The organism is Chryseobacterium scophthalmum, from assembly GCF_900143185.1.
GTDB classification, from domain to species: Bacteria; Bacteroidota; Bacteroidia; order Flavobacteriales; family Weeksellaceae; genus Chryseobacterium; species Chryseobacterium scophthalmum.
This window is the reverse complement of the sequence record NZ_FSRQ01000001.1, coordinates 1,112,362-1,126,932: the sequence shown is the minus strand read 5'-3', so window position 1 is coordinate 1,126,932 and position 14,571 is coordinate 1,112,362. Positions and strand designations below refer to the sequence as shown.

The 14,571-nt window shown below is 33.7% G+C and carries 17 protein-coding genes; 11 read left to right on the top strand and 6 right to left on the bottom strand.

Annotated features, from left to right (window positions below):
- Positions 1-61 precede the first annotated feature (61 nt).
- Positions 62-1,747 (bottom strand): gamma-glutamyltransferase, encoded by a 1,686-nt coding sequence (ggt, locus tag BUR17_RS05205; protein WP_074229276.1) that lies wholly within the window; start codon positions 1,745-1,747, stop codon positions 62-64.
- 90 nt (positions 1,748-1,837) lie between these two features.
- Here ggt and BUR17_RS05200 point away from each other — a divergent pair, with 90 nt between their 5' ends.
- Complete coding sequence (locus BUR17_RS05200; RefSeq protein ID WP_074229275.1) at positions 1,838-2,803, top strand: NAD-dependent epimerase/dehydratase family protein; 966 nt, start codon at positions 1,838-1,840, stop codon at positions 2,801-2,803.
- A 205-nt stretch (positions 2,804-3,008) separates the two neighbouring features.
- Positions 3,009-3,761: a polysaccharide deacetylase family protein gene (locus BUR17_RS05195; protein ID WP_074229274.1), complete on the top strand. Its 753-nt coding sequence runs from the start codon at positions 3,009-3,011 to the stop codon at positions 3,759-3,761.
- Between the two features lie 150 nt (positions 3,762-3,911).
- On the opposite strand, the gene BUR17_RS05190 is transcribed toward BUR17_RS05195, so the two are convergent.
- Both BUR17_RS05190 and BUR17_RS05185 read right to left on the bottom strand, forming a co-directional pair.
- Positions 3,912-5,117, bottom strand: coding sequence for a metallophosphoesterase (locus BUR17_RS05190; RefSeq protein WP_074229273.1), 1,206 nt, complete (start codon positions 5,115-5,117; stop codon positions 3,912-3,914).
- 66 nt (positions 5,118-5,183) lie between these two features.
- Positions 5,184-6,251: a 3-oxoacyl-ACP synthase III family protein gene (locus BUR17_RS05185; protein ID WP_074229272.1), complete on the bottom strand. Its 1,068-nt coding sequence runs from the start codon at positions 6,249-6,251 to the stop codon at positions 5,184-5,186.
- A gap of 100 nt (positions 6,252-6,351) precedes the next feature.
- On the opposite strand from BUR17_RS05185, the gene BUR17_RS05180 reads away from it, so the two are divergent.
- From BUR17_RS05180 to BUR17_RS05145, 8 genes are all read left to right on the top strand, one after another.
- A complete protein-coding gene (locus BUR17_RS05180) occupies positions 6,352-6,921 on the top strand; it encodes a hypothetical protein (protein ID WP_074229271.1) in 570 nt (189 codons plus the stop codon).
- A 3-nt stretch (positions 6,922-6,924) separates the two neighbouring features.
- Positions 6,925-7,656: a bifunctional demethylmenaquinone methyltransferase/2-methoxy-6-polyprenyl-1,4-benzoquinol methylase UbiE gene (ubiE, locus tag BUR17_RS05175; RefSeq protein ID WP_074229270.1), complete on the top strand. Its 732-nt coding sequence runs from the start codon at positions 6,925-6,927 to the stop codon at positions 7,654-7,656.
- A 3-nt stretch (positions 7,657-7,659) separates the two neighbouring features.
- Positions 7,660-8,442: a type IX secretion/gliding motility protein PorT/SprT gene (gene porT / locus BUR17_RS05170; protein ID WP_074229269.1), complete on the top strand. Its 783-nt coding sequence runs from the start codon at positions 7,660-7,662 to the stop codon at positions 8,440-8,442.
- A gap of 137 nt (positions 8,443-8,579) precedes the next feature.
- A complete protein-coding gene (locus BUR17_RS05165) occupies positions 8,580-8,882 on the top strand; it encodes a hypothetical protein (RefSeq protein ID WP_074229268.1) in 303 nt (100 codons plus the stop codon).
- Positions 8,882-9,169, top strand: coding sequence for a cell division protein ZapA (locus BUR17_RS05160; protein ID WP_074229267.1), 288 nt, complete (start codon positions 8,882-8,884; stop codon positions 9,167-9,169). Before BUR17_RS05165 ends, BUR17_RS05160 begins: the two co-directional genes overlap by 1 nt.
- Before the next feature lie 228 nt (positions 9,170-9,397).
- Positions 9,398-10,966 carry a ribonuclease Y gene (gene rny, locus BUR17_RS05155; protein ID WP_074229266.1) on the top strand — a complete coding sequence of 523 codons (1,569 nt, stop codon included), beginning with the start codon at positions 9,398-9,400 and terminating at the stop codon, positions 10,964-10,966.
- A 220-nt stretch (positions 10,967-11,186) separates the two neighbouring features.
- Entirely contained in the window at positions 11,187-11,375 is a 189-nt protein-coding gene (locus BUR17_RS05150; RefSeq protein WP_074229265.1) for a hypothetical protein, read from the top strand.
- A 247-nt stretch (positions 11,376-11,622) separates the two neighbouring features.
- The gene (locus tag BUR17_RS05145; protein WP_074229264.1) at positions 11,623-11,808 is read left to right on the top strand and encodes a hypothetical protein; all 186 of its coding nucleotides are present in this window, start codon (positions 11,623-11,625) and stop codon (positions 11,806-11,808) included.
- A 58-nt stretch (positions 11,809-11,866) separates the two neighbouring features.
- Here BUR17_RS05145 and BUR17_RS05140 read toward each other — a convergent pair whose 3' ends face one another.
- Positions 11,867-12,334 (bottom strand): acyl-CoA thioesterase, encoded by a 468-nt coding sequence (locus BUR17_RS05140; protein ID WP_074229263.1) that lies wholly within the window; start codon positions 12,332-12,334, stop codon positions 11,867-11,869.
- 77 nt (positions 12,335-12,411) lie between these two features.
- Between BUR17_RS05140 and BUR17_RS05135 the strand changes: the two genes are divergently transcribed.
- Positions 12,412-12,765 (top strand): arsenate reductase family protein, encoded by a 354-nt coding sequence (locus BUR17_RS05135; RefSeq protein WP_074229262.1) that lies wholly within the window; start codon positions 12,412-12,414, stop codon positions 12,763-12,765.
- Between the two features lie 237 nt (positions 12,766-13,002).
- Here BUR17_RS05135 and gcvT read toward each other — a convergent pair whose 3' ends face one another.
- Both gcvT and BUR17_RS05125 read right to left on the bottom strand, forming a co-directional pair.
- Positions 13,003-14,079 (bottom strand): glycine cleavage system aminomethyltransferase GcvT, encoded by a 1,077-nt coding sequence (gcvT, locus tag BUR17_RS05130; RefSeq protein ID WP_074229261.1) that lies wholly within the window; start codon positions 14,077-14,079, stop codon positions 13,003-13,005.
- A 14-nt stretch (positions 14,080-14,093) separates the two neighbouring features.
- Positions 14,094-14,570, bottom strand: coding sequence for a hypothetical protein (locus tag BUR17_RS05125; protein WP_074229260.1), 477 nt, complete (start codon positions 14,568-14,570; stop codon positions 14,094-14,096).
- Position 14,571: the final 1 nt, after the last annotated feature.

The following is a 14,571-nucleotide window of genomic DNA, read 5'->3' as shown; positions in this document are numbered from 1 at the left end:
TCTCTAATCTTAACTTTGAATATCGAATCTCGAATCTCAAACCTCGAACCTCAAATAAAATTTATTCTACTGCAACAGAGTCATCACCACGACCATCTGCAACAGCATGAATATTTCCATTATCGTCTATGACAATCATTTCCGTTCTTCCTAATTGATTCACCCTTTCAGCTTTATACCCTAATTTTTCTAAATCTTTAATCGTTGTTTCCGGAAAATTCTTTTCAAAAGATACTGTTTCAGGCAGCCATTGATGATGGAATTTCGGAGAATTAACAGTCATATTGGTATTCAATTTAAAATCAATCACATTCACAATCGACTGATAAACAGAAGTTGGAATAGTCGTTCCGCCCGGAGTTCCTACAACCATATACGGTTTTCCCTTTTTCAAAATAATGGTTGGTGTCATCGAAGAAAGCATTCTTTTATTAGGCTGAATAGCGTTTGCTTCGCCTCCAACTGCACCAAACATATTGGGAACACCAGGTTTTATTGAGAAATCATCCATTTCATTATTCAAGAAAAAACCTGCTCCCGAAACAACAACTTTACTTCCATACAAACCATTTAAAGTTGTGGTAACTGCGGCTGCATTTCCGTCTTTATCAATCACTGAAATATGCGTGGTTTCCGTAGATTCTTTGGGCTGATTAATGACTTTTCCTACTTCCGAACTTGGCGTAGCTTTACTAAAACTAAAACTTTTCCATCTGTTTTTCAAATAATCATCAGAAATTAAATAGGCTGTTTTATCCTGAATAAAATCGGGATCGCCCATATATTCAGCTCTGTCGGCAAAAGCTCTTCTTTCGGCTTCCACCATAATCTGAACTGCCTGCGTGGAATTTTGTTGATATTTTTCTAGATTTTCATAACCCGACATCTTTAGCATCTGTGCTAAAAGAATTCCGCCGCTTGAAGGTAAAGGCATCGAAACAATATTGTTTCCTTTATAATCAAATTCGAGTGCCTTTCTTTCGGCGACTTTATAGTTTTTCAAGTCTTCTAAAGTGATGATTCCGTTTTCTTTTTTCATTTCTGAAACCAGAAGTTCGGCAGTTTTTCCTTCATAAAATCCTTTTAATCCTGATTTTTGAATTAATTTTAATGTTTCTGCCAATTCTTTCTGTATCAGAATGTCACCTGATTTCCAAACCTCGTTTTTTACAAATGCATTGGAGTTTTTATTATATTTTTGAAAATATTCTTTATGGGAATTTAATAATCTGGCTTCCTGTTCAGTAATAGCAAAACCTTTTTCAGCCAAATCAATAGCAGGTTGAATCAGTTTTTCCATCGGAAGATCGCAATGTTTTAAAGTTGCAAAAAATCCCGCTACACTTCCAGGAATTCCGACTGCTAATCTTCCGTTTTGAGACAAATCGGTATTGGCTTTTCCATTTTTGCTGAGGTACATATTTTTGGAAGCGTTTTTAGGAGCTGTTTCGCGATAATCGAGCGTAAATTTTTCTCCGTTATTTTTTACACCTACCAAAAATCCGCCACCGCCAATATTTCCGGCTTGAGGATAAACAACAGCTAAAGCATATTGTGTAGCGACCACTGCATCATAAGCATTTCCGCCCATTTTAAGAATTTTTGCTCCGGCTTCACTTGCCAAAGGATGCGCAGAAACTACAACTCCTTTATTTTTCACTTTAACTTCTTTTACAATATTAATATCAGTGTACTGTGCTGAAAGCGAGCAAGAAAGCAGAATGCAGGAAATAATAATTTTTTTCATTTGTAAAAATTGTAATCGAATTTACAATTTTGTTTTAAAATAGGGTCTAAAATTTCTATTTTTGCTTTTATCATAATAATAAAAAGTAAAATGGAGTCTTATACGGAAAAAATATTGATTACAGGGGCTTTAGGGCAAATCGGAACTGAGTTGACGAACAGATTGGTAGAGATACATGGCGCTGATAATGTAGTTGCTTCAGGTCTTGACAGATGGCAAAAGGGTCTTACTTCTGCCGGACATTACGAAAGAATGGATGTTACCAACACGCAATTGGTAAGACAGGTCATTAAAGATTACGAAATCACAACAGTGTATCATTTGGCTTCTCTTCTATCTGGAACATCAGAAAAACAACCCATTTTCGCATGGAAATTAAATCTTGAACCACTTCTTCAGTTTTGTGAGCTTGCAAAAGAAGGTTTGCTTAAAAAGATTTTCTGGCCAAGTTCTATCGCTGTTTTCGGAAAAGGAATTCCAAAAGAAAATGTAGGTCAGGATGTAGTTTTAAACCCTACAACCGTTTACGGTATTTCTAAAATGGCGGGAGAAAAATGGTGCGAATATTATTTTGATAAATATGGAGTAGATGTAAGAAGTATCCGTTATCCTGGTTTGATTTCTTGGAAAACTCCTGCAGGTGGAGGAACTACAGATTACGCTGTTGAAATTTTCTATGAAGCGATTGAAGAAGGAAAATATACAAGTTTTATTTCTGAAAATACAGGAATGCCGATGTTGTATATGGATGATGCGATCAATGCAACGTTACAGCTAATGGATGCTCCAAAAGAAAGTCTTACCGTTCGTTCTTCTTATAATTTAGGTGGAATGTCTTTTACTCCAGCAGAATTGGCATCAGAAATTAAAAAAGAAATTCCTGAATTTGAGATCGATTATAAACCGGATTTCAGACAGGCGATCGCAGATTCTTGGCCAGCTTCAATTGATGATTCTGTTGCTAAAAAAGATTGGGGATTATCTTATGATTTCGGAATTTCTGAGATGTCGAAAGATATGATCAAAAACTTAAAAGTAAAATTGAATAAAAATTAATTAAGATAATTATAGAATATTTTTTAAACCACAAAAGCAGCAAAAGATTTTATTATGGAGTAAGCTGTTCAAAAGCGCACAAAATTAGTAATAAATTAAAGTTTTACATTTTGTAAACTTTTGATTTTTTGCAATCGTCTCTTTTGACTCCTTGTGGAAAAAATATCATTTTTATTAATTATAAATTTCATCTAAAATCTATTGAATGATATTGCTCACTTTTAACATCGTAAACTTTGAAGCTGGAACCAAAAACAGCAGCATTATTTCTGATGATGAAAGATTGAAAATTTCCGAAAGCAATACCAAAGCAATTCTCAGGATTTTAGATCTTCACGATATAAAAGCAAGTTTTTTTGTAGAGATTTCTATTGCAGAAAAACTTCAGAATTTACTAAAAGCAATTTCTGCTCAAGGGCATGAAATTGTTTTTTATAATAAAGATTCGAGTCTTGAAAAGATCGATCAGGTAAAAAAATCAATTCAGGAATTTCTTGAAAAACAGATCAAAGGAATCCGCCAGAAAGACAATCAGTTTTCTTTGGAAGATTTAAAATCAATCGGTTTTAATTATATCTCAAACATCGATCACGCTGATATTCTGTTTCCTTTTAAACGATTAAAAAGAACCTCTGAAATTATCGAAGACAACGGGTTAAGCATTGTTCCGGAAAGTATTTCTCCATACAGTCAGTTGCCTTATAACGATTTTGTCTTTCAGATTTTGCCGATGCAGTATTATCAGAATATGGTTTTTGAAACCTTGAAAAATGATGATTTTGTCTTAATTTATCTTGAATCTTGGCAGTTTACTGATATCAATAAATATCAGTTTAAAGTTCCGTTTTACCGAAGGTTTTATTTAGGAAAAAAGATGGAGGATAAATTGGAAGCTTTACTTTCATGGATCAATGAAAAGGAATTGGCGACCTCAAGAATGAAGGATTATATTTTTTAGTTTTGGGTTTCGGGTTTTGGGTTCCGAGATTCGAGTTTAAAGATTCGTGGATTGAAATTCGAGATTTAAACCTGTAACTAAAAACCTCGAAACCCAAATCCCTGATTGCGAATCTCGCAACACGAAACTCGTATCGCATAGCTCGCATCTTTAACTCAATTCAAAAAGCGTAATTTCTGGTAAAACCCCAACTCTTCCTGGGTAGCCTAAAACTCCAAAACCTCTGTTTACATAGAGCATTTTTCCTTCACTTTCGTACAAATCAGCCCATTTTGGATAACGATATTGTACAGGAGACCATTTTATATTTTTTAAATCTAAACCAAACTGCATTCCGTGTGTATGTCCTGAAAGCGTTAAATGAATATCTTTAGGATGTTTTTTCACAACGTAATCAAAATGAGTAGGGTCGTGGCTCATTAATATTTTAGTGGCGCTTTGCGGAACGTTTTCCAAAGCTTTATCAATATCTCCATATTGTGGAAAAGGCTTTAATCCCCAGTTTTCAACACCTAAAATATAGATATTTTCTCCGTTTTTTTCGATAATTCTGTTTTCATTACGAAGCATATCAAATCCGGCTTGTCTTTGATAATCAATTAAGGTTTCAAGATTTTTGTTTTGTTCGTCCTTAGAATTCCATTTTACATAATCGCCGTAATCATGGTTTCCTAAGACTGCAAATTTCCCGTCTTTCGCTTTAATTTTAGAAAATAAAGGAATAAATGGTTTGAATTCATCTGCAACATTGTTGACCATATCTCCCGTAAATAAAACTAAGTCTGGATCTTGTTCATTAATTAAATCAATGGCGTGCTGCAGTTTGCTTGGGTCTGAAAAACTACCGCTGTGAACATCGGAGATCTGAATGATTTTATATCCTTTAAAACTTTTAGGAAGATTAGCGAATTTTACTTTTACTCTTCTTACAGTATGTCGGTATTTTCCAAATGTGATCCCATCAATAAACAAAGCTGAAAGTACACCACCTAGACCTAATCCCATTAAGCTTAAAAACTTCCTTCTTTCCGGGAAGAAATTCTCAGTAGGTTTTGTTAATCCTACCAAATAACCTCCTGTTCTGAAAATATCGTCAACCAATAAAAACAGAACAATGAAAATTTTAGGTAAAATAAAAATTAAAAATAAAGAGATCGTGATCTGAGCTCTTTCTGTACTTCGGTCGCTTCTTTGGAAATGGCTGACTTCATAGGCAAAAACACCGTAAACAGCTAAAGATAGAACGATATAGCCTAGTCTTACCCAGAAATTATCTGTTAAGGTTCTTATTGCCTGAAAAATATAAACTTCTAAAAATAAGAAGATTGCGGCTATGAATAAGAAGTTTTTTTGCATAATCAGGTTTAAAAAAAGCACAAAAAATAAATTTCCTGTGCTTTTTATATTGTTTAATTAATATTCTTATGGAAATTTATAAACGATCGCATTGATGTTCATTCCGGCTCCAACCGAAGTCATCACAATGTTCCCTTTATCTTTAAACGTATGACCCTCCATTTTTCCTTTAATTATTAAATCAAACATGGTAGGAATTGTTGCTACAGAGGTATTTCCCAAATCCTGAACTGTCATAGGAGATACAGAATGATCGTAATCTTTCACATCATAAAGCTTGTGAAGTCTGTCTATCATTGCATAATCCATTTTAGCATTCGCTTGGTGAATCAATATTTTGTCGATGTCTTCAATAGACAATTTTGCGTCTTCGATAGTTTCTTTAATAGCTGCAGGAACATTTTTAAGAGCGTACTCATAAATTTTTCTTCCCTGCATTCTTACAAATAAACGAGTCTGATCTGATTCTTCGTTGATAGAAGGTCCGTTTGCAAGATAATTAAGCTCAACACCATTATCACAGATTGTATTATGAGCAATAATCCCTACATTTTCTTCGTCAGTCGCTTTTACTACTACAGCTCCGGCTCCGTCTGCGAAAATCATTCTGTTTCTATCGTGCGGATCGGTTACTCTGCTTAAAGTTTCAGCTCCAATGACAAGGATGGTTTTTGCAACATTAGCTTTAATTAAATTATCAGCCAAAATCATCGCTTCAACCCAGCCCGGACAACCGAAAATCATATCATAAGTAATACATTTTCTGTTTTTAATGCCCAGTTTATTTTTAACTCTTGCAGCCATTGTCGGCATAAAATCTACATATCCGTTTACGGTAACTTCACCAAAATTACTTGCGTAGATAATATAATCAAGCTCTTCCTGGTCTATATTTGCGTCTGCAATAGCAATTTTTGCAGCTTCAAAACCGATTTGTGAATTTGAAAGATCTTCGTCAATAAATCTCCTGTTTTCTATTTCTGTAATTTCTACAAATTTTGCAATAGTTTCCTCAGCAGGTTTGTCAATCTTCACCCCGTCTTCTGTATAAAACTCTGAATCTAAGAAAAAATCCCTTCCAATTATTCTATTCGGAAGATAAGATCCGGAACCAATAATGATCGTATTTGGCATTCGCTTATGTAATTTTTTAAAGATGCAAAGTTAATAATTAATATTAATAAGAAAGAATTAAAAATATTATTAAATTTGCAAAAATTGTTTCAGCCAATCTATGAAAAACAATCCGTCTTTAAAAGGTTTAATTATTGCTGCTGTGGTATTTATCGGTGCTTTTGCCATTTACAACTTCTTTTTAGCAAAGAAAAATTATTACCTTGTAGATAATCCTACTCCCAATACCTACTATTTTAAAATAAATAATGAGCCTGAAGGTATTATTTCGGCAGGCCAATCTGTTCAGGTAGACTTACAGAAAGGGAAAAATTCTATAAAAGTTTTTGATCAGAATAAGAAAATGCTTTATGATTCTGCTTTTGAGGTAAATAAAATTCGTGGTCTTTTAAATATTGCCCATAAAGATTATTATATCAATGAGCAATATTATGGGTACAATCTTAAAAAAGATTCATTACTTTTGGCACTGGATAAAACCATGATTGACGGAAAACAATATTATGGGGGAGCTAAACGTTTTAATAAACTCTATACAGAAGGTTTTTATTATAATGTAGATGAAGACTATGATCAGATGATCAAAAATATTCAGAAAGTAGAGTCCCGTACAAAGATTTTCCGCAAGCAGGATTATCTTAATTATTATAAAGAATACTATAAGTTTTAAGTTTTGACAAAAGATATCAACCAAGTAACGCCTTACAATTCTGAATCTAGCAAAAAGAGTCAGGTAGAGGATATGTTCGACAACATTGCGCCTAAATACGATTTATTAAACCACGTTTTGTCTATGAAAATAGATGTATTGTGGAGAAATAAACTGGTAAAATGGATGAATCACGACAGCCCGAAAGAAACGTTGGATGTCGCTACAGGAACCGGAGATTTGGCCATTGCGGTAGAAAAAGGAACCGGTGCAAAAGTAGTGGGATTAGATTTGTCGCAACAAATGTTAAATGTTGGCGTTATTAAAATAAAAAAACTTAATTTAGACGGCAAAATTTCCATGCAAAAGGGCGATGCAGAAAATTTACCTTTCGAGGACAATAGATTTGATGCTGTTTCCGTTGCTTTTGGAGTGAGGAATTTTGAGAACCTTACCAAAGGTTTGGCAGAGTTGAGAAGAGTGGTTAAAGAAAATAAGAGTGTTTATATTCTTGAGTTTTCAAAGGTAGAGGGTTTTTTAGGACCATTTTATATGTTTTATTTCAAAAATATTTTGCCGGCAATCGGCAGATTGGTTTCTAAAGACAACAGGGCGTATACTTATCTTCCCGATTCTGTAAATGCATTTCCTTTTGGAGAAAAGATGAGACAAATTCTTTTAGATACAGGATTTAAAAAAGTAGAATACAAAAAATTAAGTTTAGGTATAGCCACAATTTATAAAGCAACAAAATAACCTATGAATAAATTTCTATTAAAAGCTCTGGTTTTAGCCTCAGTAAGTTTTGCAACAGTTGCAAATGCTCAATTTAGAACCCGTAACAGGATGGACAAGTTGGAAGACTTTGACCAGAAAAAAGTGAGTTGGGGTTTTTATCTGAATGGTAATTTACTGGATTATAGAATTGTACTCAACCCAAGATACGGAATGTATGAAAATCATAATTTGGTATCTTCAAAAGAAAGCACAAGCTTTGGGGCGGGTCTTATAGCCAAATTCAGATTAAATGATTATTTAGATGTAAGAGTAGAGCCAGGTTTGCAGTTTGCTCAGAGACAACTGACTTTTAATACCCAATCAAATAATATTTATAGTGATGGAAGTTTAACGAATCCTCCTTTCATTCCGATTGCTTTAACAGAAAAAGATAGGGTAAGAGATATTAAATCTACTTTGGTAGATATTCCTGTTATGTTGGAATTACACGGAGACAGATGGTACAACTCAAGACCATATGTTGCAGCTGGTGTGAATTATATTGTTAATTTACAGTCAAACTCAGATTCTCAGGATGATAACATGCAGCAGGTTTTCAGATCAACAACGCACAATTTTGCTTGGTCTGCAGAGATGGGAATTCAGTTCTATTTTAATAAATTTAAATTAACTCCCGCAATCAGAGGTACATTTTTCATGAATAACGAAATGGTTTCTGATAATGCTTCAACGCCTCCATATTGGTCTGCAGCAGTTTCTACACTACAAACAAGAGCGGTTATGTTTGTTTTGAAATTTGAATAATATAATATAAAATTAATATAAAAAGGAGGTGCTTGGCATCTCCTTTTTTATTTTTGTCAAAATATAGAGATTATTATTTTCATCGGTACTAATATTTTCCTATTTTTGCTAATAGTTAGAAAATTTATAAACCTGAAATGCTTCAAGAATTAGAAAATAATTTTTCAGAAATAGAAAAAAAGATTTTGAACCTCCAAAAAAGTTATCAAAATTTATCTGAAAAATATTTAGAATTAAATAAAGAGCATACTGAGCTGAAGACGAGATACGATGAAGAGAGAAAGAAAAATCAGGTATTGGCAGAAGAACAGAAAAATATAAAATTGTATTCAGCAATATCAGGAAATCCTGAACACAACAGACTCATGAAAAACCACATCAACAGATTGGTAAAAGAAGTAGACTTTTGTATTGCACAGCTTCAAAATAGTGGATTATAATGGAGGTAAGGAGAATAACCATCAACATTGCAGGAAGAGTATATCCGCTAAATGTACCCGCAGCAGAAGAAGAAACTCTGCGTAAAGTGGGGAAGCAAATAGAAAATATGATTAAAGATTTTGAACAAAATTTTGATGTAAGAGATAAACAGGATGCTTTGGCAATGTGTGCCCTAAAACTGGGAACCAACGCAGAAGTAGTTGCTCTGAATCATGATAAAAATATAAAATCAACCAACGAAAGATTAACAGAAATTAATCGGTCACTGGACGATATAGGAAAATAGATTTTTTTTTCCGAAACAAACTGCCTACAGTAATTCTAACACATTAAGGTAAACTCAACGCTAAACAATTTAATGTTCGAAAGTCTTTTCAATGGCGCGCTGCATTACGCAGATTACAGAGAGAAGAAATCAGATCAAATCGTGAAGATTAGGAGTTTACTCTAAATCACTGGATTGCTGTGGGTTTTTTTATTTAAGTTAACAAGACAATTAAAACTCAATATATATATGACAACAGCCATTATAGTAGGCGTTATTTGCTTAGTAATCGGTGCAGTAGCAGGGATGTTTTTCTCTAAAAGTTCACTGAATACAAAAGCTAAATTCATTGTAGATGATGCAAAAAAGAACGCTGAAAACCTTATAGAAAAAGCTAATGTACAAGCTGAATCCATAAAAAAAGAAAAGAATCTTCAAGCTAAAGAAAAATTCTTAGAACTAAAGTCAGAGCACGATGCAGATATTCAGGCTCGCGAAAAGAAAATGCAGGACGCTGAAAAAAGAACGAAAGACAAAGAAAATAAGCTGAATGACGAGCTTAGCAAAGCAGGGAAATTAGAAAAAGATTTAGACAGACAGATTGCTGATTATGCTAAGAAAAACGAAATTTTAGAAAAAAAGCAAAGCGATCTGGAGCAGGCAACTGCTAAGAAAGTTGAAATGCTTGAAAAGATTTCAAACTATACTGCAGAAGAAGCTAAAGCAGAATTGGTGGAAACCATGAGAGCAGAAGCAAAAACCAGAGCTCAGGCGCATGTTCAGAGCATTATGGAAGAAGCTCAGTTGAATGCGAAAAGCGAAGCAAGAAAAATCGTTATTCAGACTATTCAGAGAATTGGTACAGAACAGGCGATTGAAAATTCAGTTTCGGTATTTAATATTGAGTCTGATGAAGTAAAAGGTAGAATTATCGGTAGAGAAGGTAGAAATATCCGTGCTTTGGAAGCAGTTACAGGTGTAGAAATCATCGTTGATGATACTCCGGAAGCTATTCTTCTTTCATGTTTTGATCCGGTAAGAAGAGAGATTGCAAGACTATCACTTCACAGATTGGTTACAGACGGTAGAATTCACCCTGCAAGAATTGAAGAAGTTGTAGAAAAGACAAGAAAACAAATCGAAGAAGAAATTATCGAAGTTGGTAAAAGAACCATTATCGATTTAGGAATTCACGGTTTGCATCCTGAATTGGTGAAAATCGTTGGTAGAATGAAATACCGTTCTTCATACGGACAAAACCTTTTACAGCACTCAAGAGAAGTTGCCAACATCGCTGCAACAATGGCTGCAGAATTAGGATTAAACGTAAAATTAGCTAAAAGAGCAGGTCTTTTACACGATATCGGTAAAGTTCCTGAGCAGGAATCTGAACTTCCACACGCACTTTTAGGAATGCAATGGGCTGAAAAATATGGTGAAAATGCAGAAGTAATCAATGCAATCGGAGCTCACCACGACGAAGTAGAAATGACTTCTTTATTGTCTCCAATCATTCAGGTTGCCGATGCAATTTCTGGAGCAAGACCGGGAGCAAGAAGACAGGTTTTAGAATCTTATATCCAAAGACTAAAAGATCTTGAAGCTGCAGCATTAAGTTTTGAAGGTGTTTCTTCAGCTTATGCAATTCAGGCGGGTAGAGAACTGAGAGTTATGGTAGAAAGTAGTAGAATAAACGACGAAATGTCTTCTCAGCTTTCTTACGATATTTCAGAGAAAATTCAGAATGAATTGACTTATCCGGGACAAGTAAAAGTAACGGTAATCAGAGAAACAAGAACGGTAAATATCGCAAGATAATTAAAGTTTAAAACAAGAATATACTTAGAAACCTTTCATTTAATTGAAAGGTTTTTTTATGTATTTTTTTGAAGATTGAAAATTACTTTTATGGATGTTTTAGGCTAAATGGAATTATGTGTAATAATTTGATAATATTAATTTATTGTTTGTGATTTATTTATAAATAATACTTACATTTGGTACTCAAACTATATTGTTAAATTTAAAAACTAATCACATGACAAACATTTTGAAAAACGCAAAAAAATTAAAACAAGCAGATCTTAAAAACATCGTAGGAGGAGTAAGCGGAAACCCTGATTTATCTCTTTGTGGATGCGATTGTGCAGGAGCTGTTACAGGTCCTTACTATTGTGTACAGTATATCGGTTGCCCGCAAGTGTATACTTGCAAAGATGTATATTAGATCTAGACATTAAAAAATATGAATCTGCCCCAAAACTGAGGCAGATTTTTTTATTTTTAATGTTATATTTTATCCTTTCTATATTTTTGGAAGTTGATTTATATTGTAAATATTAAAAGATAATTAAACTTTAAAATTCAATTATGTATAATAATTTGATAATATTTATTATTTATTTGCGTTCTATTTAGAAATGATATTTAAATTTGATCATCAAACTATATTATTTAATTAAAAAACAAATCACATGACAAACATTTTAAAAAACGCTAAAAAATTAAAGCAGGCTGACCTTAAAAACATCGTCGGAGGAATTAAAGTGGGAAACCCAGATTTATCTCTTTGTGGATGCAGTTGCACAGGAGCCGTTACCGGTCCTTCATATTGCACACAATATATGGGTTGTCCGCAAGTATATAATTGTAAAGACTAAAATAATAAAACCCTTCCAAAGATAATTTGGAAGGGTTTTTACTTTTAACAATAAACCTTTATAAAAAAGGTTTCATTTCGTCTTCAATCTGAGTTCTCAGCTCCATAAGACGTTTTGCATATTTTTCCTGTTGTTTTTCTTCTTCGGTTTCAGGAATCCATTTCGGAACAGGAAGTTTCTTTCCATTTTCATCTACGGCTACAAATACAATGATACAATGCGTTTTCTTGTCAAAAGTAGGCTGCTTCAAATTTCTTGAGAAAACATTAATCGAGATATGCATACTCGAAGAACCGGTATAAATTACCTGTGCTTCCACTTTTACAATTTCACCAATTTTAATAGGTTCGTAGAAACGAATTCCTCCAACGTAGACTGTTACAGAATAATTCCCACTCCATGTTGTTGCACATGCGTAACCAGCTTGGTCGATCCACTTCATTACACTTCCGCCGTGTACATTTCCGCCGTAATTTACATCTGAAGGCTCAGAGATAAACTGAAAAGTAACAGGTTTGTTATCCATTTTTTTAATTTTAATAAAGGTATTTAATAATTTTCAGAATTTTATATTTAGCCTTACTTTTGGGGAAAATTTAATTTATGAAGAAAGTTTTTCACCTCAATACTTGTGATACCTGCAGAAAAATTTTAGCACAGTTTGATCTTTCAGACTGGGAAAAAAGAGAAATAAGAAAAGAACCGATCACCAAAGAAGAATTGGCTGAAATGTATGAGCATACAAAGTCTTATGAAGCATTATTCAGCAAGAAATCTACGCAAATAAAATTGAGAGGATTGGATGTGAAATCTTTAAAAGAAAACGATTTTAAAGATCTTATTTTAGATCATTATACTTTCCTAAAACGTCCGGTTTTCCTTACAGATAAAGAGATTTTTGTAGGAAATGATAAGAAGAATGTAGAGGCTTTGAAAGTGTTTTTCGGCGTTAATTAATTATTGTCATTGCGAGGAGCGAAGCGACGAAGCAATCTCAAAATAATTTGTTTTTACAAACAAGTTTTTTTTTACTGAAAAACGTTAAACAAAAGACGGAAATTTTAGCCCCGATTGAAGTGAAAATCCTTTTTTTGCAAAAAAAAAAGATTGCAACGGAAAGCGGGAATAGCTCCTAAAAAAAACCGCTTCATCAAAATGATAAAGCGGTTTTTTCTATATTTAAAGAATATTCGATTATACAAATGGCATTTTCACCACTTTCGCCGGAATATTTTTGGTTCTTACCTGAATAAAGATTTCTGTTCCTAATTTGAAATGAGGCTTGTCTACATAAGCGATTCCCAAACCGATTTTTTTCATTGGCGACTGAGTTCCCGAGGTAACTTTCCCGATTACATTTCCTTCAGCATCTACCACAGGATAATCATGTCTTGGAACGCCTTTGTCTGTCAATTCGAAACCAACTAATTTTCTGGTAACGCCAACCTCTTTTTGTTTTGCGAAAATATCTTTAGAAACAAAGTCCTTATCAAACTTTGTAATCCAACCCAATCCCGCTTCAATAGGAGACGTTGTATCGTCAATATCCATTCCGTAAAGACAGAATCCTTTTTCTAATCTTAAAGTGTCTCTTGCAGCCAATCCACAAGGAATAATACCTTCTTCAGCTCCGGCTTCAATAATAGCATCCCACAGTTTTTCTGCAGATTCGTTGTTGAAATAAATTTCAAAACCACCGCTTCCTGTATAACCAGTGTTTGAAATAATTACATCACTTACTCCGGCAACAGAACCAACAGTAAAGTTGTAATATGGAATTTCAGAAAGGTTAGTTTCTGTTAATTTCTGAAGAATTTCAGTCGCTTTTGGTCCCTGAACTGCCAATAAAGACATTTCGTCTGAAGCGTTGGTCATTTTTGCTCCGAAACTGTTGTATTTTGAAATATGATCCCAGTCTTTATCGATGTTTGAAGCATTTACAACTACAAAATATTTTTCATCTGCCATTTTGTAAACAATAAGGTCGTCTACAATTCCTCCGTTTTCGTTCGGAAGACAAGAGTACTGAGCTTTTCCGTTTTCTAAAACATCAACATTGTTTGTCGTTACAAACTGCAAAAGATCTTTTGCACCTGATCCTTCAACGAAAAACTGTCCCATGTGAGATACGTCAAATAATCCTGCTTTTTCTCTTACTGCAAAGTGTTCTTCCGTTACTCCGGAATATTGTACAGGCATTTCAAATCCTGCAAAAGGTACTATTTTCGCTCCCAAAGAAACGTGTTTGTCGTACAATGCTGTTTTTTTCATAGGTAGATTTATTTCTATTTTTTAATTTTAAAACTTTCAAAAGTCTCGTTAAAAACTTTCATATAATTTCCGTTCCAGTGTTTCTGTTGGCAATTGATGCTTACAAGAAACATATTTTTATCTTTCTGGTACAGTTTTGTAATCCAGAATAGTTTTTCTTTCTCATCAAAATATTCATACTGATATTCTGAATATCCTTTTTTGCTGCCTGTATTTTTTACTTTTTTCTCGTCATCAGGAGAATTGTACAAAGCAAGGATAAATTTTTTCACTTCTGCTTTTGGCAAATCCAGATTATGATATTCTGAAATGGTGATTGCGCCAATTTCATTGGTTGGGAAAATGTTTACAATTCCATCATCGTTCGTCGCTTTCCATGTATCGGGCATAGCGATTGAATAGTTTTCGCTTTCATAAAGCTCTTTTCCCAAATTCTGCGAAAACGAGAAAACGCTGAACAAGAATGCGGTAATAAAAAAGGTTTTTTTCATA

Bases quoted from the DNA above. Each gene is read 5' to 3' on its own strand.
- BUR17_RS05180 (WP_074229271.1), top strand. From the start codon at position 6,352: ATGAAAAACAATCCGTCTTTAAAAGGTTTAATTATTGCTGCTGTGGTA.
- BUR17_RS05160 (WP_074229267.1), top strand. From the start codon at position 8,882: ATGGAGGTAAGGAGAATAACCATCAACATTGCAGGAAGAGTATATCCG.
- BUR17_RS05165 (WP_074229268.1), top strand. From the start codon at position 8,580: ATGCTTCAAGAATTAGAAAATAATTTTTCAGAAATAGAAAAAAAGATT.
- BUR17_RS05185 (WP_074229272.1), bottom strand. From the start codon at position 6,251: ATGCCAAATACGATCATTATTGGTTCCGGATCTTATCTTCCGAATAGA.
- BUR17_RS05200 (WP_074229275.1), top strand. From the start codon at position 1,838: ATGGAGTCTTATACGGAAAAAATATTGATTACAGGGGCTTTAGGGCAA.
- BUR17_RS05150 (WP_074229265.1), top strand. From the start codon at position 11,187: ATGACAAACATTTTGAAAAACGCAAAAAAATTAAAACAAGCAGATCTT.
- BUR17_RS05140 (WP_074229263.1), bottom strand. From the start codon at position 12,334: ATGGATAACAAACCTGTTACTTTTCAGTTTATCTCTGAGCCTTCAGAT.
- porT (WP_074229269.1), top strand. From the start codon at position 7,660: ATGAATAAATTTCTATTAAAAGCTCTGGTTTTAGCCTCAGTAAGTTTT.
- BUR17_RS05145 (WP_074229264.1), top strand. From the start codon at position 11,623: ATGACAAACATTTTAAAAAACGCTAAAAAATTAAAGCAGGCTGACCTT.
- ggt (WP_074229276.1), bottom strand. From the start codon at position 1,747: ATGAAAAAAATTATTATTTCCTGCATTCTGCTTTCTTGCTCGCTTTCA.
- gcvT (WP_074229261.1), bottom strand. From the start codon at position 14,079: ATGAAAAAAACAGCATTGTACGACAAACACGTTTCTTTGGGAGCGAAA.
- BUR17_RS05125 (WP_074229260.1), bottom strand. From the start codon at position 14,570: ATGAAAAAAACCTTTTTTATTACCGCATTCTTGTTCAGCGTTTTCTCG.
- BUR17_RS05195 (WP_074229274.1), top strand. From the start codon at position 3,009: ATGATATTGCTCACTTTTAACATCGTAAACTTTGAAGCTGGAACCAAA.
- BUR17_RS05135 (WP_074229262.1), top strand. From the start codon at position 12,412: ATGAAGAAAGTTTTTCACCTCAATACTTGTGATACCTGCAGAAAAATT.
- rny (WP_074229266.1), top strand. From the start codon at position 9,398: ATGACAACAGCCATTATAGTAGGCGTTATTTGCTTAGTAATCGGTGCA.
- BUR17_RS05190 (WP_074229273.1), bottom strand. From the start codon at position 5,117: ATGCAAAAAAACTTCTTATTCATAGCCGCAATCTTCTTATTTTTAGAA.